17 protein-coding genes are annotated in these 14,744 nt (G+C 64.7%); 7 read left to right on the forward strand and 10 right to left on the reverse strand.

Annotated elements, in window-relative coordinates; genetic code table 11:
• Positions 1-159: 159 nt before the first annotated feature.
• A complete protein-coding gene (locus ABFK29_RS14035; protein ID WP_040604165.1) occupies positions 160-462 on the forward strand; it encodes an FtsB family cell division protein in 303 nt (100 codons plus the stop codon).
• Positions 463-477: 15 nt separating this feature from the next.
• On the opposite strand, the gene ABFK29_RS14040 is transcribed toward ABFK29_RS14035, so the two are convergent.
• Positions 478-870, reverse strand: a complete 393-nt coding sequence (locus ABFK29_RS14040) for a DUF6924 domain-containing protein (RefSeq protein WP_005855912.1) — start codon at positions 868-870, stop codon at positions 478-480.
• Positions 871-1,103: 233 nt separating this feature from the next.
• On the opposite strand from ABFK29_RS14040, the gene pdhA reads away from it, so the two are divergent.
• The 5 genes from pdhA to ABFK29_RS14065 are packed head-to-tail and all read left to right on the forward strand — an operon-like array spanning position 1,104 to position 5,655.
• Positions 1,104-2,126, forward strand: a complete 1,023-nt coding sequence (gene pdhA, locus ABFK29_RS14045; protein ID WP_005855914.1) for a pyruvate dehydrogenase (acetyl-transferring) E1 component subunit alpha — start codon at positions 1,104-1,106, stop codon at positions 2,124-2,126.
• The gene (locus ABFK29_RS14050) at positions 2,123-2,713 is read left to right on the forward strand and encodes a hypothetical protein (RefSeq protein ID WP_005855916.1); all 591 of its coding nucleotides are present in this window, start codon (positions 2,123-2,125) and stop codon (positions 2,711-2,713) included. Before pdhA ends, ABFK29_RS14050 begins: the two co-directional genes overlap by 4 nt.
• Positions 2,714-2,720: 7 nt before the next feature.
• Positions 2,721-4,097: a pyruvate dehydrogenase complex E1 component subunit beta gene (locus tag ABFK29_RS14055; protein WP_005855918.1), complete on the forward strand. Its 1,377-nt coding sequence runs from the start codon at positions 2,721-2,723 to the stop codon at positions 4,095-4,097.
• 10 nt (positions 4,098-4,107) lie between these two features.
• A complete protein-coding gene (locus tag ABFK29_RS14060; RefSeq protein WP_005855920.1) occupies positions 4,108-4,350 on the forward strand; it encodes a hypothetical protein in 243 nt (80 codons plus the stop codon).
• Positions 4,351-4,353: 3 nt separating this feature from the next.
• The gene (locus tag ABFK29_RS14065; protein ID WP_005855922.1) at positions 4,354-5,655 is read left to right on the forward strand and encodes a pyruvate dehydrogenase complex dihydrolipoamide acetyltransferase; all 1,302 of its coding nucleotides are present in this window, start codon (positions 4,354-4,356) and stop codon (positions 5,653-5,655) included.
• A 94-nt stretch (positions 5,656-5,749) separates the two neighbouring features.
• On the opposite strand, the gene cysE is transcribed toward ABFK29_RS14065, so the two are convergent.
• On the reverse strand, positions 5,750-6,568 hold the full coding sequence (gene cysE / locus ABFK29_RS14070; protein WP_005855924.1) for a serine O-acetyltransferase: 819 nt from the start codon (positions 6,566-6,568) through the stop codon (positions 5,750-5,752).
• Positions 6,569-6,652: 84 nt separating this feature from the next.
• Here cysE and ABFK29_RS14075 point away from each other — a divergent pair, with 84 nt between their 5' ends.
• On the forward strand, positions 6,653-6,991 hold the full coding sequence (locus ABFK29_RS14075; RefSeq protein WP_040604212.1) for a TraR/DksA C4-type zinc finger protein: 339 nt from the start codon (positions 6,653-6,655) through the stop codon (positions 6,989-6,991).
• A 201-nt stretch (positions 6,992-7,192) separates the two neighbouring features.
• Here the strand turns inward: ABFK29_RS14075 and ABFK29_RS14080 are convergent, their stop codons facing one another.
• From ABFK29_RS14080 to ABFK29_RS14115, 8 genes are read right to left on the reverse strand one after another with little or no spacing between them, the layout of a single operon-like run.
• Positions 7,193-11,155, reverse strand: coding sequence for a baseplate multidomain protein megatron (locus tag ABFK29_RS14080; RefSeq protein WP_005855928.1), 3,963 nt, complete (start codon positions 11,153-11,155; stop codon positions 7,193-7,195).
• A 3-nt stretch (positions 11,156-11,158) separates the two neighbouring features.
• Complete coding sequence (locus tag ABFK29_RS14085; protein ID WP_005855930.1) at positions 11,159-11,602, reverse strand: NlpC/P60 family protein; 444 nt, start codon at positions 11,600-11,602, stop codon at positions 11,159-11,161.
• Complete coding sequence (locus tag ABFK29_RS14090) at positions 11,599-12,483, reverse strand: DUF2163 domain-containing protein (protein WP_005855931.1); 885 nt, start codon at positions 12,481-12,483, stop codon at positions 11,599-11,601. The genes ABFK29_RS14085 and ABFK29_RS14090 overlap by 4 nt, the downstream gene beginning before the upstream one ends.
• Entirely contained in the window at positions 12,483-13,115 is a 633-nt protein-coding gene (locus ABFK29_RS14095; RefSeq protein WP_005855932.1) for a DUF2460 domain-containing protein, read from the reverse strand. Before ABFK29_RS14095 ends, ABFK29_RS14090 begins: the two co-directional genes overlap by 1 nt.
• 12 nt (positions 13,116-13,127) lie before the next feature.
• Positions 13,128-13,790 carry a phage tail tape measure protein gene (locus ABFK29_RS14100; RefSeq protein WP_005855933.1) on the reverse strand — a complete coding sequence of 221 codons (663 nt, stop codon included), beginning with the start codon at positions 13,788-13,790 and terminating at the stop codon, positions 13,128-13,130.
• On the reverse strand, positions 13,787-13,981 hold the full coding sequence (locus ABFK29_RS14105; protein WP_005855934.1) for a rcc01693 family protein: 195 nt from the start codon (positions 13,979-13,981) through the stop codon (positions 13,787-13,789). The genes ABFK29_RS14100 and ABFK29_RS14105 overlap by 4 nt, the downstream gene beginning before the upstream one ends.
• Positions 13,968-14,300, reverse strand: a complete 333-nt coding sequence (locus ABFK29_RS14110; RefSeq protein ID WP_005855935.1) for a gene transfer agent family protein — start codon at positions 14,298-14,300, stop codon at positions 13,968-13,970. Before ABFK29_RS14110 ends, ABFK29_RS14105 begins: the two co-directional genes overlap by 14 nt.
• Entirely contained in the window at positions 14,300-14,722 is a 423-nt protein-coding gene (locus ABFK29_RS14115) for a phage major tail protein, TP901-1 family (protein ID WP_005855936.1), read from the reverse strand. Before ABFK29_RS14115 ends, ABFK29_RS14110 begins: the two co-directional genes overlap by 1 nt.
• Between the last annotated feature and the right edge of the window lie 22 nt (positions 14,723-14,744).

Genomic DNA, 14,744 nt, shown 5'->3' on the forward strand with positions numbered 1-14,744 from the left:
CGTGGCGCGGGCCAGCGGGCGATCACACCGTGCAGGAATGCAACGCTTTTTGAGCGATTCGCTCACCCACGAAGGCGTGACTTCCACTGATTCGGCCGGCATGACAGATTGGCCTTCAAGGCATCCCCCGAGAGATGTTGTCCGAGGCAGACCCGAGATATGACACCCCGCCGTTCGCGCCCTTCCCTAGGCGTCCCCGTGTTCTTCGCGGTGACCCTCAGCCTGTCGGCCTACTTCACCTTTGCCGCCGTGCAAGGCGACTTCGGCCTGTTTCGACGCGCTGAAATCGTTGTGGAGGGCCAGAAGCTGGAACAGGAACTTGCCGCCGTGCAGGCCGAGGTCCTCCAGATGGAAAACCTCACGCGGCGGTTGTCCGACGACTTCCTCGACCTCGATCTTCTGGATCAGCAAGCCCGCGACGTGCTGGGTCTGGTACGTTCGGACGAAATCGTCGTGAACTGATACGCCTCATCGGTCTTAGACAGGCGGTTCGAACACCCCGTCCTCGTCCAGCATGTCCATCGCCTCATCGAAGGACATGTTGCCAAGGCTGAGGTTGTTTTCCACGGCCCAGGTGTCCTTGGCCCGCACCCGGAATTCGGCGCCGGTCTCTGCGTCCACCACAAGGATCGGCCAGCTTTGGTCGCTCATTGCGTGATCGTCGGCGACGTACAGCACCGCATCATCCGGAAACGCTTCAAACAGGGCCTCCGTATCGGCGCCATCGAATGCCTCGTCTTCCACGCGCGAGAAGGTTGCGGTAAAGCCCATCTCGCCCTCGGCCATCGCGGATTCGAGCAGTGCCTCCCAAGAGGTATCGTCGCTGAAATCCGTGCGGATCAGCTTCGGCGCGTCGTCATCGTCTTCCATCGAGAACAATCCCTATCGTTAACAATCCCTGATAAACGCTCCTGCAGGACCACCCTGCCCGGGCCGTTCTTCCGCAAACGTTCGACGGCAGCATCCCGTTGCGCGCTATTGAAGATTTCCTGAGCGGTAATTCGCGCGAAACATTGTTGCGCAGTCTTTACGGCCCCGGCCCGTCGCGCTACGATCTTACCCAATGCCGTTTAACGTTAAACTATTCCTGGGGAGGAGAAGCGATGGCCACGCGCAAGGCGGCTGCAAAGCCAAATGTCTCGGCTGACGAACTCAAGTCCTGGTATCGCGACATGCTCCTCATCCGGCGGTTCGAGGAGAAGGCGGGCCAGCTCTACGGCATGGGCCTGATCGGCGGCTTCTGTCACCTCTACATCGGCCAGGAGGCCGTCGTCGTCGGTCTGGAAGCCGCGGCCGACGAAGGCGACAAACGGATCACCTCGTACCGCGACCACGGCCACATGCTGGCCTGCGGCATGGACCCCAAGGGTGTCATGGCCGAACTGACTGGTCGCGAGGGCGGCTATTCCAAGGGTAAGGGCGGCTCCATGCACATGTTCAGCCGTGAAAAGCACTTCTACGGCGGCCATGGCATTGTCGGCGCGCAGGTGCCACTTGGCGCGGGCCTAGCATTCTCCGACAAGTACCGGGGCAACGACCGCGTGACCTTCACCTATTTCGGTGACGGCGCGGCGAACCAGGGCCAGGTCTACGAGACCTTCAACATGGCGGCCCTCTGGAAGCTTCCGGTGATCTTCGTGATCGAGAACAACCAGTACGCCATGGGCACGGCGCAGGCGCGGTCGACGTCCACCCCCGACCTCCACACCCGCGGCGAGGCCTTCGGCATCCCCGGAGAGATCGTCGACGGAATGGATGTGACGGCGGTCCGGGATGCGGGGGCCAAGGCTGTAAAGCACTGTCGCTCCGGCAAGGGGCCGTACATCCTGGAGGTGAAGACATACCGCTATCGCGGTCACTCCATGTCCGATCCGGCCAAGTACCGAACACGCGAGGAAGTCCAGAAAATGCGCGAGGAACGCGACCCGATTGAACACGTCCGCGAGATGCTGTTGCAGGGCAAACACGCGACGGAAGAGGACCTGAAGGCCATCGACAAGGAGATCAAGGCGGTCGTCACGGAGGCGGCGGATTTCTCACGCGAGAGCCCGGAACCGGCGTTGGACGAACTCTGGACCGATATCTATGCCGAAGCCATCCCGCAGAAACAGGAGGGCGCGGCATGAGAGCGCTTGTCTTTGCCGCGGCACTGTCCGCCCTGCCCCTCGCCGCGCTGGCGCAGACCACCGTGACCAACAAGGACACCGGCGAGACCATCGTGATCGAAGGCCCGCCGCTGGAGGCGCCGCTGGCGGTCAGCCTGTTCCGTTACCTCAATCAGGGCGCGGAAGACGCACCTTTCCGCACCAAGTTCGAACATCTCGACACCTGCCTTTACCGGATGACGCTGATCCAACGGCTCGACCCGGAAACCGTGCGTACGACGGTCACCACCTTCAATGTGCGGGACCTGTCGATGAACGGCTACGAGGAAGCGGTCTATGCGCCAGACGTGGCCAGCCTGATCCTGCCGTTCTCGGAAGGGGTCGATGTGAGCGCCGACATCACGCTCGACGGACCGGACAACGACACCCGCAAGGCCTATCTGGACGCCATCGAGATGACCTGCACCGAGACACGCTGCGAAGGCCAGATGCCGACCGAAAAGGTGCACCTGACGATCCTCACCCCTACCGCCGAGAACGATGTCGGTTTCGCCAACATGTCGATGGGGGCGCTGATGCACGCCTGTCGGCCGCAAGAGCAGGAGTGACACGGACATGGCAACCGAAATCCTGATGCCCGCGCTGTCGCCGACGATGGAGGAAGGCACACTGGCCAAATGGCTGGTCAGGGAAGGCGACACCGTCAGTAGCGGTGACGTGATCGCGGAGATCGAGACCGACAAGGCGACGATGGAATTCGAGGCGGTCGACGAGGGGATCGTCGGCAAGATCCTCGTGACCGAAGGCACACAGGGCGTGGCCGTCAACACGCCGATTGCTGTGCTGGTCGAAGACGGCGAAAGCGTCGAGGACGCGTCCGCCACCGGCCCCGCGCAACAACCCGCCCCCGTCGACAAGACGCTGACGTCGGAAAGTGCACCCGCCGCCGCGAAAAGCCGTCCGGAGCCCGACGGTCAGAAGCCCGAACCGGACTGGCCAGAGGGGACGAAGGTGAAGCAGCAGACCGTCCGCGAGGCGCTGCGCGATGCCATGGCAGAAGAGATGCGCCGCGATGGCGACGTCTTTCTGATGGGCGAGGAGGTGGCCGAATATCAGGGTGCCTACAAGATCAGCCAGGGTTTGCTGGACGAGTTCGGCTCCAAGCGGGTCATGGATACGCCAATCACCGAGCATGGTTTTGCCGGGATCGGTGTAGGCGCGGCGTTTGGCGGTCTTCGGCCCATCGTGGAGTTCATGACCTTCAATTTCGCCATGCAGGCCATCGACCAGATCATCAACTCTGCCGCCAAGACGCTTTACATGTCGGGCGGGCAGATGGGCTGTCCCATCGTTTTCCGCGGCCCCAACGGCGCCGCCGCCCGTGTCGGCGCGCAGCACAGCCAGGACTACGCCGCGTGGTACGCGCATATCCCCGGGCTGAAGGTCTGCATGCCTTACTCAGCCTCCGACGCGAAAGGCCTGCTGAAAAGCGCGATCCGCGATCCGAACCCGGTGGTGTTCCTGGAGAACGAGATCCTTTACGGGCGGTCCTTCGACGTGCCGGTGATGGACGATTTCACCGTGCCCTTCGGCAAGGCCCGGATCTGGCGCGAGGGCACCGATGTCACGCTTGTCAGCTTCGGGATCGGCATGACCTACGCCATGGACGCGGCCGAAAAGCTGGCGGCGGACGGCATCAGCGCAGAGGTCATCGACCTGCGCACCCTGCGCCCCATGGACACAGAAACGGTCATCGCCTCGGTCCGGAAGACCAACCGCTGCGTGACCATCGAAGAAGGGTTCCCGGTGGCCTCCATCGGCAACCACATCTCGGCGGTCCTGATGCAGAAGGCGTTCGACTGGCTGGATGCGCCGGTCATCAACCTGACCGGCAAGGACGTGCCCATGCCCTATGCCGCGAACCTCGAAAAGCTGGCCCTGGTCACCACCGCGGAGGTGATCGAGGCCGTCAAACAAGTCACCTATCGCTGAGGGGACAACCATGGCGGATGAGATCGAAATCCTCGGGCTCGGCCCGCACGGCCTGCACCTGTCGCTTGGGCCCGTGACGGCACTCGCACCCAAGTCGCTACTGGAACGCGAGATGGGTACGGTCACGGAAGCGCGTGCGATGGAATGGGCTGCGGCCCAGAAGACCGAGCTGGAAGGCGCATTGACGACGCTCATCAACGGAGGCACGCCGCAAGCGCCCTTCGACGAGATGACCCTCGAAACGGAGACCTGAGCGATGCCCGTGGAAATTCAGATGCCCGCACTGTCGCCCACTATGGAAGAGGGTACACTGGCCAAGTGGCTGGTGAAGGAAGGCGACACAGTGTCGTCTGGCGACGTTCTGGCCGAAATCGAAACCGACAAGGCGACCATGGAATTCGAGGCCGTCGACGAGGGCGTGATCGGTCGCATCGTCGTCGCCGAGGGCACTGCGGAGGTGAAAGTCGGCACCGTGATCGCGGTCCTTCTGGAAGAGGGCGAGACGGCGGAGGACATCGGCACATCCGCAGAGAGTACAGCCGAGACGCCCGCCACCCCCGAAGAAGAACCGGCAGCGCCCAAAACCGACAGCCACGCCGCGCCGCCGGCGCCGGAACGTGCAGACGGCGAACGGATCTTCGCCTCTCCCCTCGCCCGGCGCATCGCCGCGCAGAAAGGTTTGGACCTATCGCGGATCACTGGCTCCGGCCCGCGCGGACGGATCGTGAAGGCCGACGTGGAAAGTGCGACCGCCGAGCCCGCCGCGGCGAAACCGGCAGCCGCTGCCGCCACGCCCGCTGTGGCGCCCGCCAAAGCCGCACCGACGCCGGTCGATCCGTCCTCGGTCGCGGCGCTCTACGCGGACCGCGACTATACCGAGGTGCCGCTGGACGGCATGCGCCGCACCATCGCCGCCCGCCTGACCGAAGCCAAGCAGACCATCCCGCATTTCTACCTGCGCCGGGACATCACGCTGGATGCGCTGATGGCCTTCCGCGCGCAACTGAACGAACAGCTCGCGCCGCGCGGTGTGAAGCTGTCTGTCAACGACTTCATCATCAAGGCCTGTGCGATGGCCCTTCAGCAGGTGCCGAAGGCGAATGCCGTCTGGGCGGGCGACCGCATCCTGCAATTGACACCTTCCGACGTGGCGGTCGCCGTCGCAATCGAGGGCGGGTTGTTCACGCCAGTCCTGCGCGATGCGCACCAGAAGACGCTGTCGGCGCTGTCGGCAGATATGAAGGACCTCGCGGCCCGTGCCCGCGACCGGAAGCTCGCACCGTCCGAATACCAGGGCGGCAGCTTCGCGATATCCAACCTTGGCATGTTCGGGATCGAGAACTTCGATGCGGTCATCAACCCGCCGCACGGCGCGATCCTCGCGGTCGGCGCAGGGGTGAAGAAACCCGTCGTCAACGCGGACGGCGCGCTGGCCGTGGCGACCGTCATGTCGGTCACGCTGTCCGTGGATCACCGCGTGATCGACGGCGCGCTCGGTGCCGAACTGCTGACCGCGATCAAGGGAAACCTCGAGAACCCGCTGGCCATGCTGGCCTGAGCGCTTCCGCAGCTGGTCCATTCGCAACAACGAAGAAACGCCACCAAACGAAAAGCCCCGGTCATGACCGGGGCTTTTAAACCGTCTGGCCGGATCACATGCCCAGCGTTTCGCCACGCAGGATCTGGTCCATCTCCTTGGAGGGCTGGTCGCAGCCGGCCTCGCCCACGATCTTCGCGGGGACCCCCGCCACGGTGGTGCACGGCGGCACTTCTTTCAGCACGACAGACCCCGCCGCAATGCGCGAGCAGTGGCCGACCGTGATGTTACCCAACACCTTGGCACCTGCCCCGATCAGCACGTTGTTCCCGATCTTGGGATGGCGGTCGGAGTCTTCTTTCCCTGTGCCGCCAAGCGTGACCGAGTGCAGCATGGACACGTTGTCGCCCACGACAGCCGTTTCCCCGATCACGATGGAATGCGCGTGGTCGATCATGATGCCGCGCCCGATACGGGCCGCCGGGTGGATGTCCGTGCCGAAGACCTCGGAGGACCGCATCTGGAAGAAATACGCCAGATCCTTGCGCCCCTGCGTCCAGAGCCAATGCGCCACGCGATAAGCCTGCACCGCCTGGAAGCCCTTGAAGAAAAGCAACGGCTGCAGGTAGCGGTGGCACGCCGGGTCACGCTCGTAGGTCGCGGTGATATCGGCCCGCGCCGCATGGGCAAGGTCCGGATCCGCCGAATACGCTTCGTCGCAGATTTCCCGGAGGATCTGTTCGGACATCTCGCCGTTGGCCAGCTTCAACGAAGTCCGGTAGCTCAGCGCCCTTTCCATCGTCGGATGGTGCAGGATGGAGTAATGCACCAGACCGCCCAGCAAGGGTTCATGCGCCACGGCTTCTTCGGCTTCACGGGCGATGCGCGCCCAGACCGGGTCGACCTCGGCCAGTTTCATGCGTGTCTCGGCCATCTGGCATCCTCCTTTGACCACGGTAAGATAGCAGATAGGGTCTGGGGAGCGAAACGCAAATCCTTGATGAGGACCATCGCGATCATGGATGAACGGAAAGTTCCGGCATTTCGTCAGGACATAGGCAGACGCCTGGCCGAACTCGACCAAGAGGATGTGCTCGGCGAACGGAGCCAGCGGGTCGTCGAACTCGACCAGCAGTCGGTCGGCCGGCTGTCACGGCAGGATGCGCTTCTGAACCAGTCGATGGCCAAGGCGACGCAAGCCCGGCGGAATACATACAGGCGCGCGTTGCAGGCCGCCTTGCGGAGAATCGAAGAAGGTGAATTCGGCTATTGCGCCGATTGCGGCGAGGACATCGACCGCGCCCGGCTTGAACTCGAACCGACGGTGTTGCGCTGCATGTCCTGCGCAAGAGGATGACCGAACCGGCTACGCTTCGGCCGTTTGTCGGTAACAAGGACAGGACACTTCAGACGACCGCTGCGATGCAGTTTGTGTCAGGGCAATATCGGCCGCTCCGAAGTCGCCGACGCGGACGCATCACTGCCCCAGATAGGAGGCAACGTACCAGAGTGGCGACGGCCCGCGCCACCGCCAGTTCAGTCATAGGCCGCACCGGTCTTATGCGGTGAGGTCCACAGTCGCGAAAGGCCCTGCTCCGTAGCGCGACGAGATCTGCGCCACCGAGATGTTGTATGCGCCAACGATCCCGTCAGACGCCCGTGACAGTGCACTGTAGGTCCATTCCGGGACGGACACCTGCACCTCGCGCAGCGTGCTGCTGCCTTGCATGACCCGCACGAGGTAGGCCTCGCTGTCTTCTGCGAGGGGCACTTCGTATCCGTCCCAACTGTCGCCATCGATGCGCGTGCGCCGGACCCAACTGACGGTCGTGTCCCCGGCGCTTTCGGTGGCTGACAGGTGCGCCGGACGATAGGGCCGGAGCCCGTTGCCGTCGAAGGCGTGGACCTGATGCGTGTAACTCGGATCGTCGTAAGGTCTCTGGGCCGGACCGATCCTGAAATGACGCGACACGCGCCGCAGGTGACCGGCCATCGTTATCTGCCGCGGCGCGCCGTTCATCAGCACGACCCACGACCCAACAGGCCATGTATGCGGCATCAGAGCGTCAGAGCCCGCCTGACCGCGCAAACGATGGGACAAAAGCCAGCGCCCCTCCCCGACCAGCGTCGCATCGCGGAACTGGAACAGTTCCCAGTTGCCCGGTGTACCGTCTCCGATTGCCATCAGGTTCCCCCCCGTCAGAAAGGCCTCTGCGCCGATCGACTGCAAGACGCCGTTCGCCAACCGGACCTGAAGCGGGGCGCCCGGATCGATCAGACCGGGCCGCGCCGCCAAAAGCGGGGTTTCCGTGATGCCCACAACGGCGCGACCGGGAACGAGCACGTTTGCGAGGTAGTCCGCATCCTGCGACGCGTCGTAGACCGAAACCGCACCGGGCCACGGCTCGGCCGTAACGGCAAGGTGCGGGGCGTGCGGCACTTCTTCCCCGGTCGTCAACGGCAGGTCCATGAACAGAGGCGTAACCGGCACGGCAGGCACGAAGGGCCGCAAACGGGTGGCGTCCTCGGTGAAAGTCGAAGGCAGGAAGACATCCGGCTCGATGCGCACCGCATCGACGATCTGGTGTTCCATGACCTCAACCTTGTCGACCCGCGCAAGAACAGGGCCGGACTTCGTCGGCAGGCGCACAGTGTCCCCGGCCCCCACACGCAGACATGACGGCGGCAAGGCGAACCGCAGGCTGTCGCGGGACACGCGGGCCTCCGAAAGCCAGCGCTCCGCGATCTGCCGCCCTTCGGTACGCGTGAGCGCCAGCGGCAACTCGGTTTCGGCAATGGCATGCGTCTCGTCGTCAGGCAGGATCGCTTCTTCCGAGGCAGCCTGATGATCCGCGTCGGCAAGCAAGAACCCGAGACGGACACGACCCGACATCTCTGCCGCACCGGCGCGTGTCTCGACAAGGTCGCCGTCGAGTTCGTCGCTCACCGCCAGATCCTCGACCGCGATTTCAACGGGCGAGCGTCCCGACCGCATCCGGAAAACCAGCAGACCGTCACGCTCGACCGCGTCGAAGCCGTAGGCCAGCATGAGCGGCTGAAGGGCTTTGCGCGCATCTGCGATCTGCGGCACGGCATAGCCCCGGACGAACCCGGCAAGCCCGCTGGTGTCGATCTGCGTCAAACCGACGCGATGACAGATTTCCGTGACGACAGAGGCCAGCGAGCGCCCGGATGCCCTGCCGTTCAGCCAATGCCCCGCACGATAGTTCGGCCCGTCCGACCACAGCGCGGCATTGCCCGGAAACCACGGATAAGGCCGGGCATCCCAGGCCCAGACAAAGGCGCGCGACATGTCGAGCATGGGCGCCTCGTAGACGTCCGACACCGGGTTATTGGACGGGTCCATCCAGTAGCCCAGCAAAGCCTGCAGATAGGCGCGCTGGATCGCCTCGTCACGAAGACCGTTGGAATAATACGGGAGGCTCGATTCCGAAGACTTGGGATCGAGGAACTTGTTGGGCTGGTTCGTGCCCTTGTCAACCGCGGCGCAGCCCAGCTCGGTGAACCAAACCGGCTTCATGCCCGGCTCCCAGTCAGTTGGCGTTTCCTGGCGTTCTCCGCCGATGCGCTCGTGATGACGGTTCTGCCACCAGTTGCGAATGTCCTTGTAGCGCCAGACCCACGGCTCGTCGTGGGCCTCGTCGGTGATCGGTTCGCGCCGCTGCGCTTCTCGGGCTTCGTCGGTCGGGTAATACCAGTCGTAGCCCTCGCCGCCTTCGATGTTGGCGGTGAGGTAGTCAAGGTTATGCACCTGTCCCCATGCCGCATCGGCGTGGTCCTCGCCATCGCGCCAATCGGACAGCGGCATGTAGTTGTCGATGCCGACGAAGTCGATTTCCGGATCGGACCAAAGGGGGTCGAGATGAAAGTACAGATCCCCGGGCGCTTCCGGCGGATGATAGCCAAAGTACTCCGTCCAGTCCGCCGCATAACCGATCCGCACACCCGGCCCGAGAAGCGCGCGGCATTCCGCTGCCAGCGCCCTGAGTTCCGCCACAGCGGCGAAGCCCGCAGCGCCACGGATCTGGGTAAGGCCGACCATCTCCGACCCGATGCAGAAGGAGTCGACACCGCCCGCCGCGACGCACAGTGCCGCCTGATGCAGAATGAACCGACGGTAGCGCCACTCCGCCGGATCAGTGTAGGTCACCATGCCGTCGCCAACCGTGAAGTCCGAGGCCGAAACCGTGCCGAAGAAGGCAGCGACCTCTGCATCCGCCGCCACAGTGCTATCGGGCGTCCCGGCACGTCCCGGCGCAGTGCTGAGCGTGATCCGGCCACGCCAAGGAAAGGCTGGCTGACCGGTTTCGCCCGTCCATGGATTTTCCAAGGAATTGCCCGTGTTCTGCTCCATCAGGATGAAGGGATAATACATCACCTTCAGCGCATTGGCGTTCATGCGGCGGATCGCCTGAACCACGGATTGATCCGTCGGCGTGCCGCCGTAGACCGGCCGGCCCGCGTCCTGCGGAACGACCCCGGCGGCACCACGGGTCAATCCGCTGACCGTCCACGGCATCCGCCCGTCATGGGCCGTCTGCTCCACCTTCGGCTTGATCTCGCACATGCCACAGCGCAGATCGTCGCCGAACCAACTGACAATAAGCGAGGTCGCTTCGCATGCGGGTACCTCGTCCGTGAGTTGCCGGAGCGAGGTGTTGAAGTCCGGTTCTTCGGACGGAGAGTTCACGTTGGCCACCGCTACGCCACCCGGCCCTGCTCCGAACAGAGCGTCGGTCGAGGCCTGATAGGCCCAGTACACCGGCTCCGTCGCAAGGGCGTATTCGCCTGTGCCGGGGATCATCGCCACGCCGCGCACAAGATCCGGAACGTCCGAGGCGCTGTTGTCCGGGCGGGTGATTTCGAAACTGAACTGCGGGACACGGTTGCCGAAACGGGACAGATCCAGATCCTCGATGACAACGTAGGCCGTGCCGCGATAGGCCGGGACAAGCCCGCTGCCTTCCACCGCTTCGATCTTCGGATCCGGCAACTGGTCGGCTTTGCCGCGATAGACGCGCATGTCGAGATCATGCAAAGGAATCTCGGCGCCGTCGGCCCAGACGCGACCGACGCTGGCAATCTCGCCCTCACACAAGGCAAGTGCCAGGCTGACGGAATAGCTGTACTGCCGCACCACCGGCTGCGCCGGCTGTCTCGGCGCTGTGCCCTTGCCACCGCCACCGCCGCCGCTTTCATGGACATGCTCCATGAACTCCGTCGACCAGATCACGTGGCCACCGACGCGCATGCGCCCATAGACCTGCGCAATGGGTTGGCCTTCTCCCGTGCCGGTCAGACGGAAGCGGTCCACCTGCCCGGTCTCGACGACGTCAGACCCCTGCCCCATCACCCGTTGGTTCATCAGGCGTGCATCGACGGCGCGCCCCACCGCAGCCCCCGCAAAACGACCCACCGCCATCGCGGAAAGGCCCAGGACAGAGCCGCCGATTGAGCCGCCGATCGCCGCCCCTGCGGCGGAAAGTAGGATCGTTGCCATGCGTCAGCCCTCCGATGAAACCTGTTGGGGAAAGGAGAAACGGGCCACGACGCGCCGGGCCCATGGCGCGCTGAACGCGCTTTCGATGACCCCATGCCCGGAATAGGCATGCACGAACGTCGGGTCTGTCCCCGTCTCCGCCTGGAGGCCGATGTGCTTTGCCACCGCGCCATCCCGCATCCTGAAAAGAAGCACGTCGCCAGCCTCGACCAGATCGACCGGCTTGGATCGCAGATGGGCCAGCCCGGCACGCCACAGCCGTTCGTCGCCCTGCGGTTCCGACCAGTCGCGGGTGTATGGCGGCACGGCCTCCGGCTCGGGTCCCACCATGTCGCGCCAGACCCCGCGCAAGAGCCCGAGACAGTCGCACCCCGCCCCCCGGAGCGACGCCTGGTGCACGTAAGGCGTTCCGATCCAGGAGCGCGCCGTTTCGACAACCGCGTTCATCGGCGGCTCCCCCCGTTCCGGGCCTTTGCCAAAGCCGGCTGCACGGTGATCCAGTCGTCCTCCGGAACATCCGGAAACCCATGGAAGTTGATGGCGTTGCCGAACTTCAGGCGGCAGGTCTCGAACCTCTTGTCGCATCCGGCGACAAGCCGCACCGTGTCGCCCGCCGCTGGCTGGGCGCGCAACGGTTCCCAGAGTTCGATCAGCCGTGTGCCATCGCGCGCCAAATGATCGCGCTTTATTATGCCGGAAAGCCCTTCGGCATCACCCGTCAGGACGGTCAGGCGGCCGCGCTGAAACCAGCCCGGACCGAACCCGCCAAGCGGCCCGGCGCGAAAGACCCGCGCTTCCTCTACCCCTTCCAGATCCCCTTCGAACGTGTAGCCCCCGGTGTTCGGATCGAACCCGCAGGCCGCATCCCCCAGGACCGCCGTGCAGGGCTTCTGGTAGACGCGGCCCACCGGGCGGTTCAGCGCCTCCGTCAGGCCACGCAGTTCCGCGTGGAAGGCCCCGGCGCTGCGGCGAACCTCGCCGATATGTCCCCGAAACATCACCCGCCGTGCGTCCACATCCGCCCAGTTCACCAGCCAGGCGACAACCTCCGCCCCGTCGAAACGCCCTGCCGCGATGTCCTTCTCGCGGATCGACGTGTCGCTGAGCGCGCCCATAGCCTCTGTGTTGTCGACAGACAGTCCCGTCGACTGGGCAAGCGCCTTGGCAGACAGACCCGTATCCGCCTTGAAGACGATACCGTCAAAGGTCAGTTCCCGATCGTGATCGGTGAAGCCGAAGACGACCCCGTCCCGGCGGGTGACGGCCCAGGCGCGGGCGACGGTGGTGACACCGGTCGCCAGGTGCACGTGCAGCTCTTCCTGTCCCATCAGATCCGCACCTCGACAACCGGCACGTCCGGCACCTGGCCGGCCTGGAAACTGGACACACTTACGTTGATCCGGTCCGTGTCGAACCGCACTGGCACGTCGAATTCGAACCCGGCCGAGATTTCCACGTCGTTCATCGGCGCCTCGGTGAAGGTGATGATCCCAGTCGCGGTGTCGATCTCGAAGTGCACGCCCTCGAACATCCGGTCGTCCTGAACCGCCGCGACCACTGTACCGGCGACAGGTTTCGTGATCGGCCGCGCATAGGCCCCCTCGCCCGACGTGTAGGTCTTGATGAGCTGGAAGCTCGTCGTGACGCCGTCACCCCGCGCGATCACCTGATCGCCCGTGGCAACCGTTCGCGAAGGGGCGCACGACTTGTAGTCGGCCCAGTCCTTCCAGCGAAACCCGTTCAACTGGCCTTGCCGCGCCTCGAAGAAGGCGATCAGCGCCGCCATGTCGTCGAGCGAACGAAGCCCGAGTCCCGCATCGTAGCGGCGGCGGGAGTGCGCCCATGGCGTGTTGCGTTCCTCGAAACCACTGGTCAACGTCACGATATCGGTCCGCCGCTCCGGCCCTCCGACCGAGCCGAAACTCAGATCGGCCGGAAATCTTACCTCGTGAAAAGCCATGTATCCCTCCGATTACCTGTTCCGCGCGCCACGGCTCAGCGCCTGGCTCATGCGGGCCGCGATCTGGCTCTGGCTGCGTTCGAACGAACGGGCGTCCGGGGTCGAGATGTTCATCACGACCGTCACCGGTGCACCGCCGCCAGCGGCGCGCACCCCCAGTTTGCCGTCCGGGCCACGGGTCAGCGGCATGATCGCCTCCGGTCCGGCCTCGCCCATCAGGCCTGTTCCTGCCCGCATCGGGAAGTAGGTCGGGCCGCTGACCACACCGCCTGTGGCAAACGGCATGACGCGCCCCTGGGTGAACCCACCGCCCTTCGCGAACGGAGACAGATCGCCGAACAGCGCCGAGACACCCGAGGCGAGAAAGCCGCCCACATGGTTGGCGACTGGCTTGACCGCCGCCCTCCACGCCGCGTCGATCATCGACCGCGCGACGGTATCGAGCGCATCCGACAGCTTCATTCCGTCCAGCACGACGCCGTCGATGGCGCGCGCCACACCTCGGCTCATGGTCGAGTCCAACCGCGTGGCGCTGCGTCCCGTCTCCGAGAAGGTCGTGTTGATCCGCCGCATTTCCGCGTCGAACGCCTGCGCCATTCCCGCCGCGTTGCCCAGCGACCGTTCGAGGCGGGTTGCCTCGTCGGCCAGATCGTCATCCAGATCGAAACCGCTCATCTTTCGTCACTCCTGTCCGGAAGGGCCGACATCAGTTCCGCCAGCCGCTTGCGTCCCAGCGGCCGCGTGCCGGACCCCTCGCCCAGCAGAAGCTGCAACTCCGCCGGCGTCAGGTCCCAGAATTCGCGGGGGCGCAGTCCGAGACCGCGCATCCCCGCGCGCATCAGCGCAGGCCAGTCAAACCCCGTCATTGGCCGCCTCCGGCAGCATGAAGGCGCGCGCCAGCAGTTCCGCCGCGGCCTTTGCCGCACCCACCGGACCGCCCTCGATCTCCGCCGACAACAGATCCGGGGCATGGCCGGTCCATCCGCCGCCGCGCAGTCCTGCGACGATCAGTGCCAACACGTCCCGCGTGCTGAACCGGCCATCCTCGAACCGCTGTACCAGTTCCACGAGCGAGCCCGTCTCCAGCCCAGCTTCCAGTTCGGCCAGCGCACCCAGCGTCAGCCGCATCACGTGGCGCTCGTCATTGATGACCAACGCCACATCCCCCCGCCACGGATTGGCCATCACGCCGCCGGTTGTGCCGTAAAGGCGAGCTGGCCGGCCGAAGCCAGCGACATCTCGTAGGTCGCTTCGCCGTTGTGCGACCCGGCGTATTCGATCGCAGTCACCTGAAAGGCGCCCTCGACCGTCCCGAAATCGGGGATGATGATCTGGAAGGCCGGCGTCTCTCCATCGAAGAAGATCTGCCGCGCGCGTTCGTCCGTGGTGTCGTCCTTGAACACGCCCGAGCCGCTGATATTGGCCGACTTGACGCCCGCCCCAGCCAGCAGTTCGCGCCAACCGCCCTGGCTTTCCAGCGTCGTCACGTCCACGCTTTCCGCGTTGAAACTGACCCGCGTGGCCCGCAGCCCCGCCATCGTCTGGAACGTGCCGGTCCCGGTCATGTCCACCTTGATCAAAAGATCCTTGCCGTTCTGAGCAGCCATCTGTCTCACTCCTGGATGAAAA

Origin of the sequence: Sagittula stellata E-37 (assembly GCF_039724765.1) — a bacterium.
GTDB classification, from domain to species: Bacteria; Pseudomonadota; Alphaproteobacteria; order Rhodobacterales; family Rhodobacteraceae; genus Sagittula; species Sagittula stellata.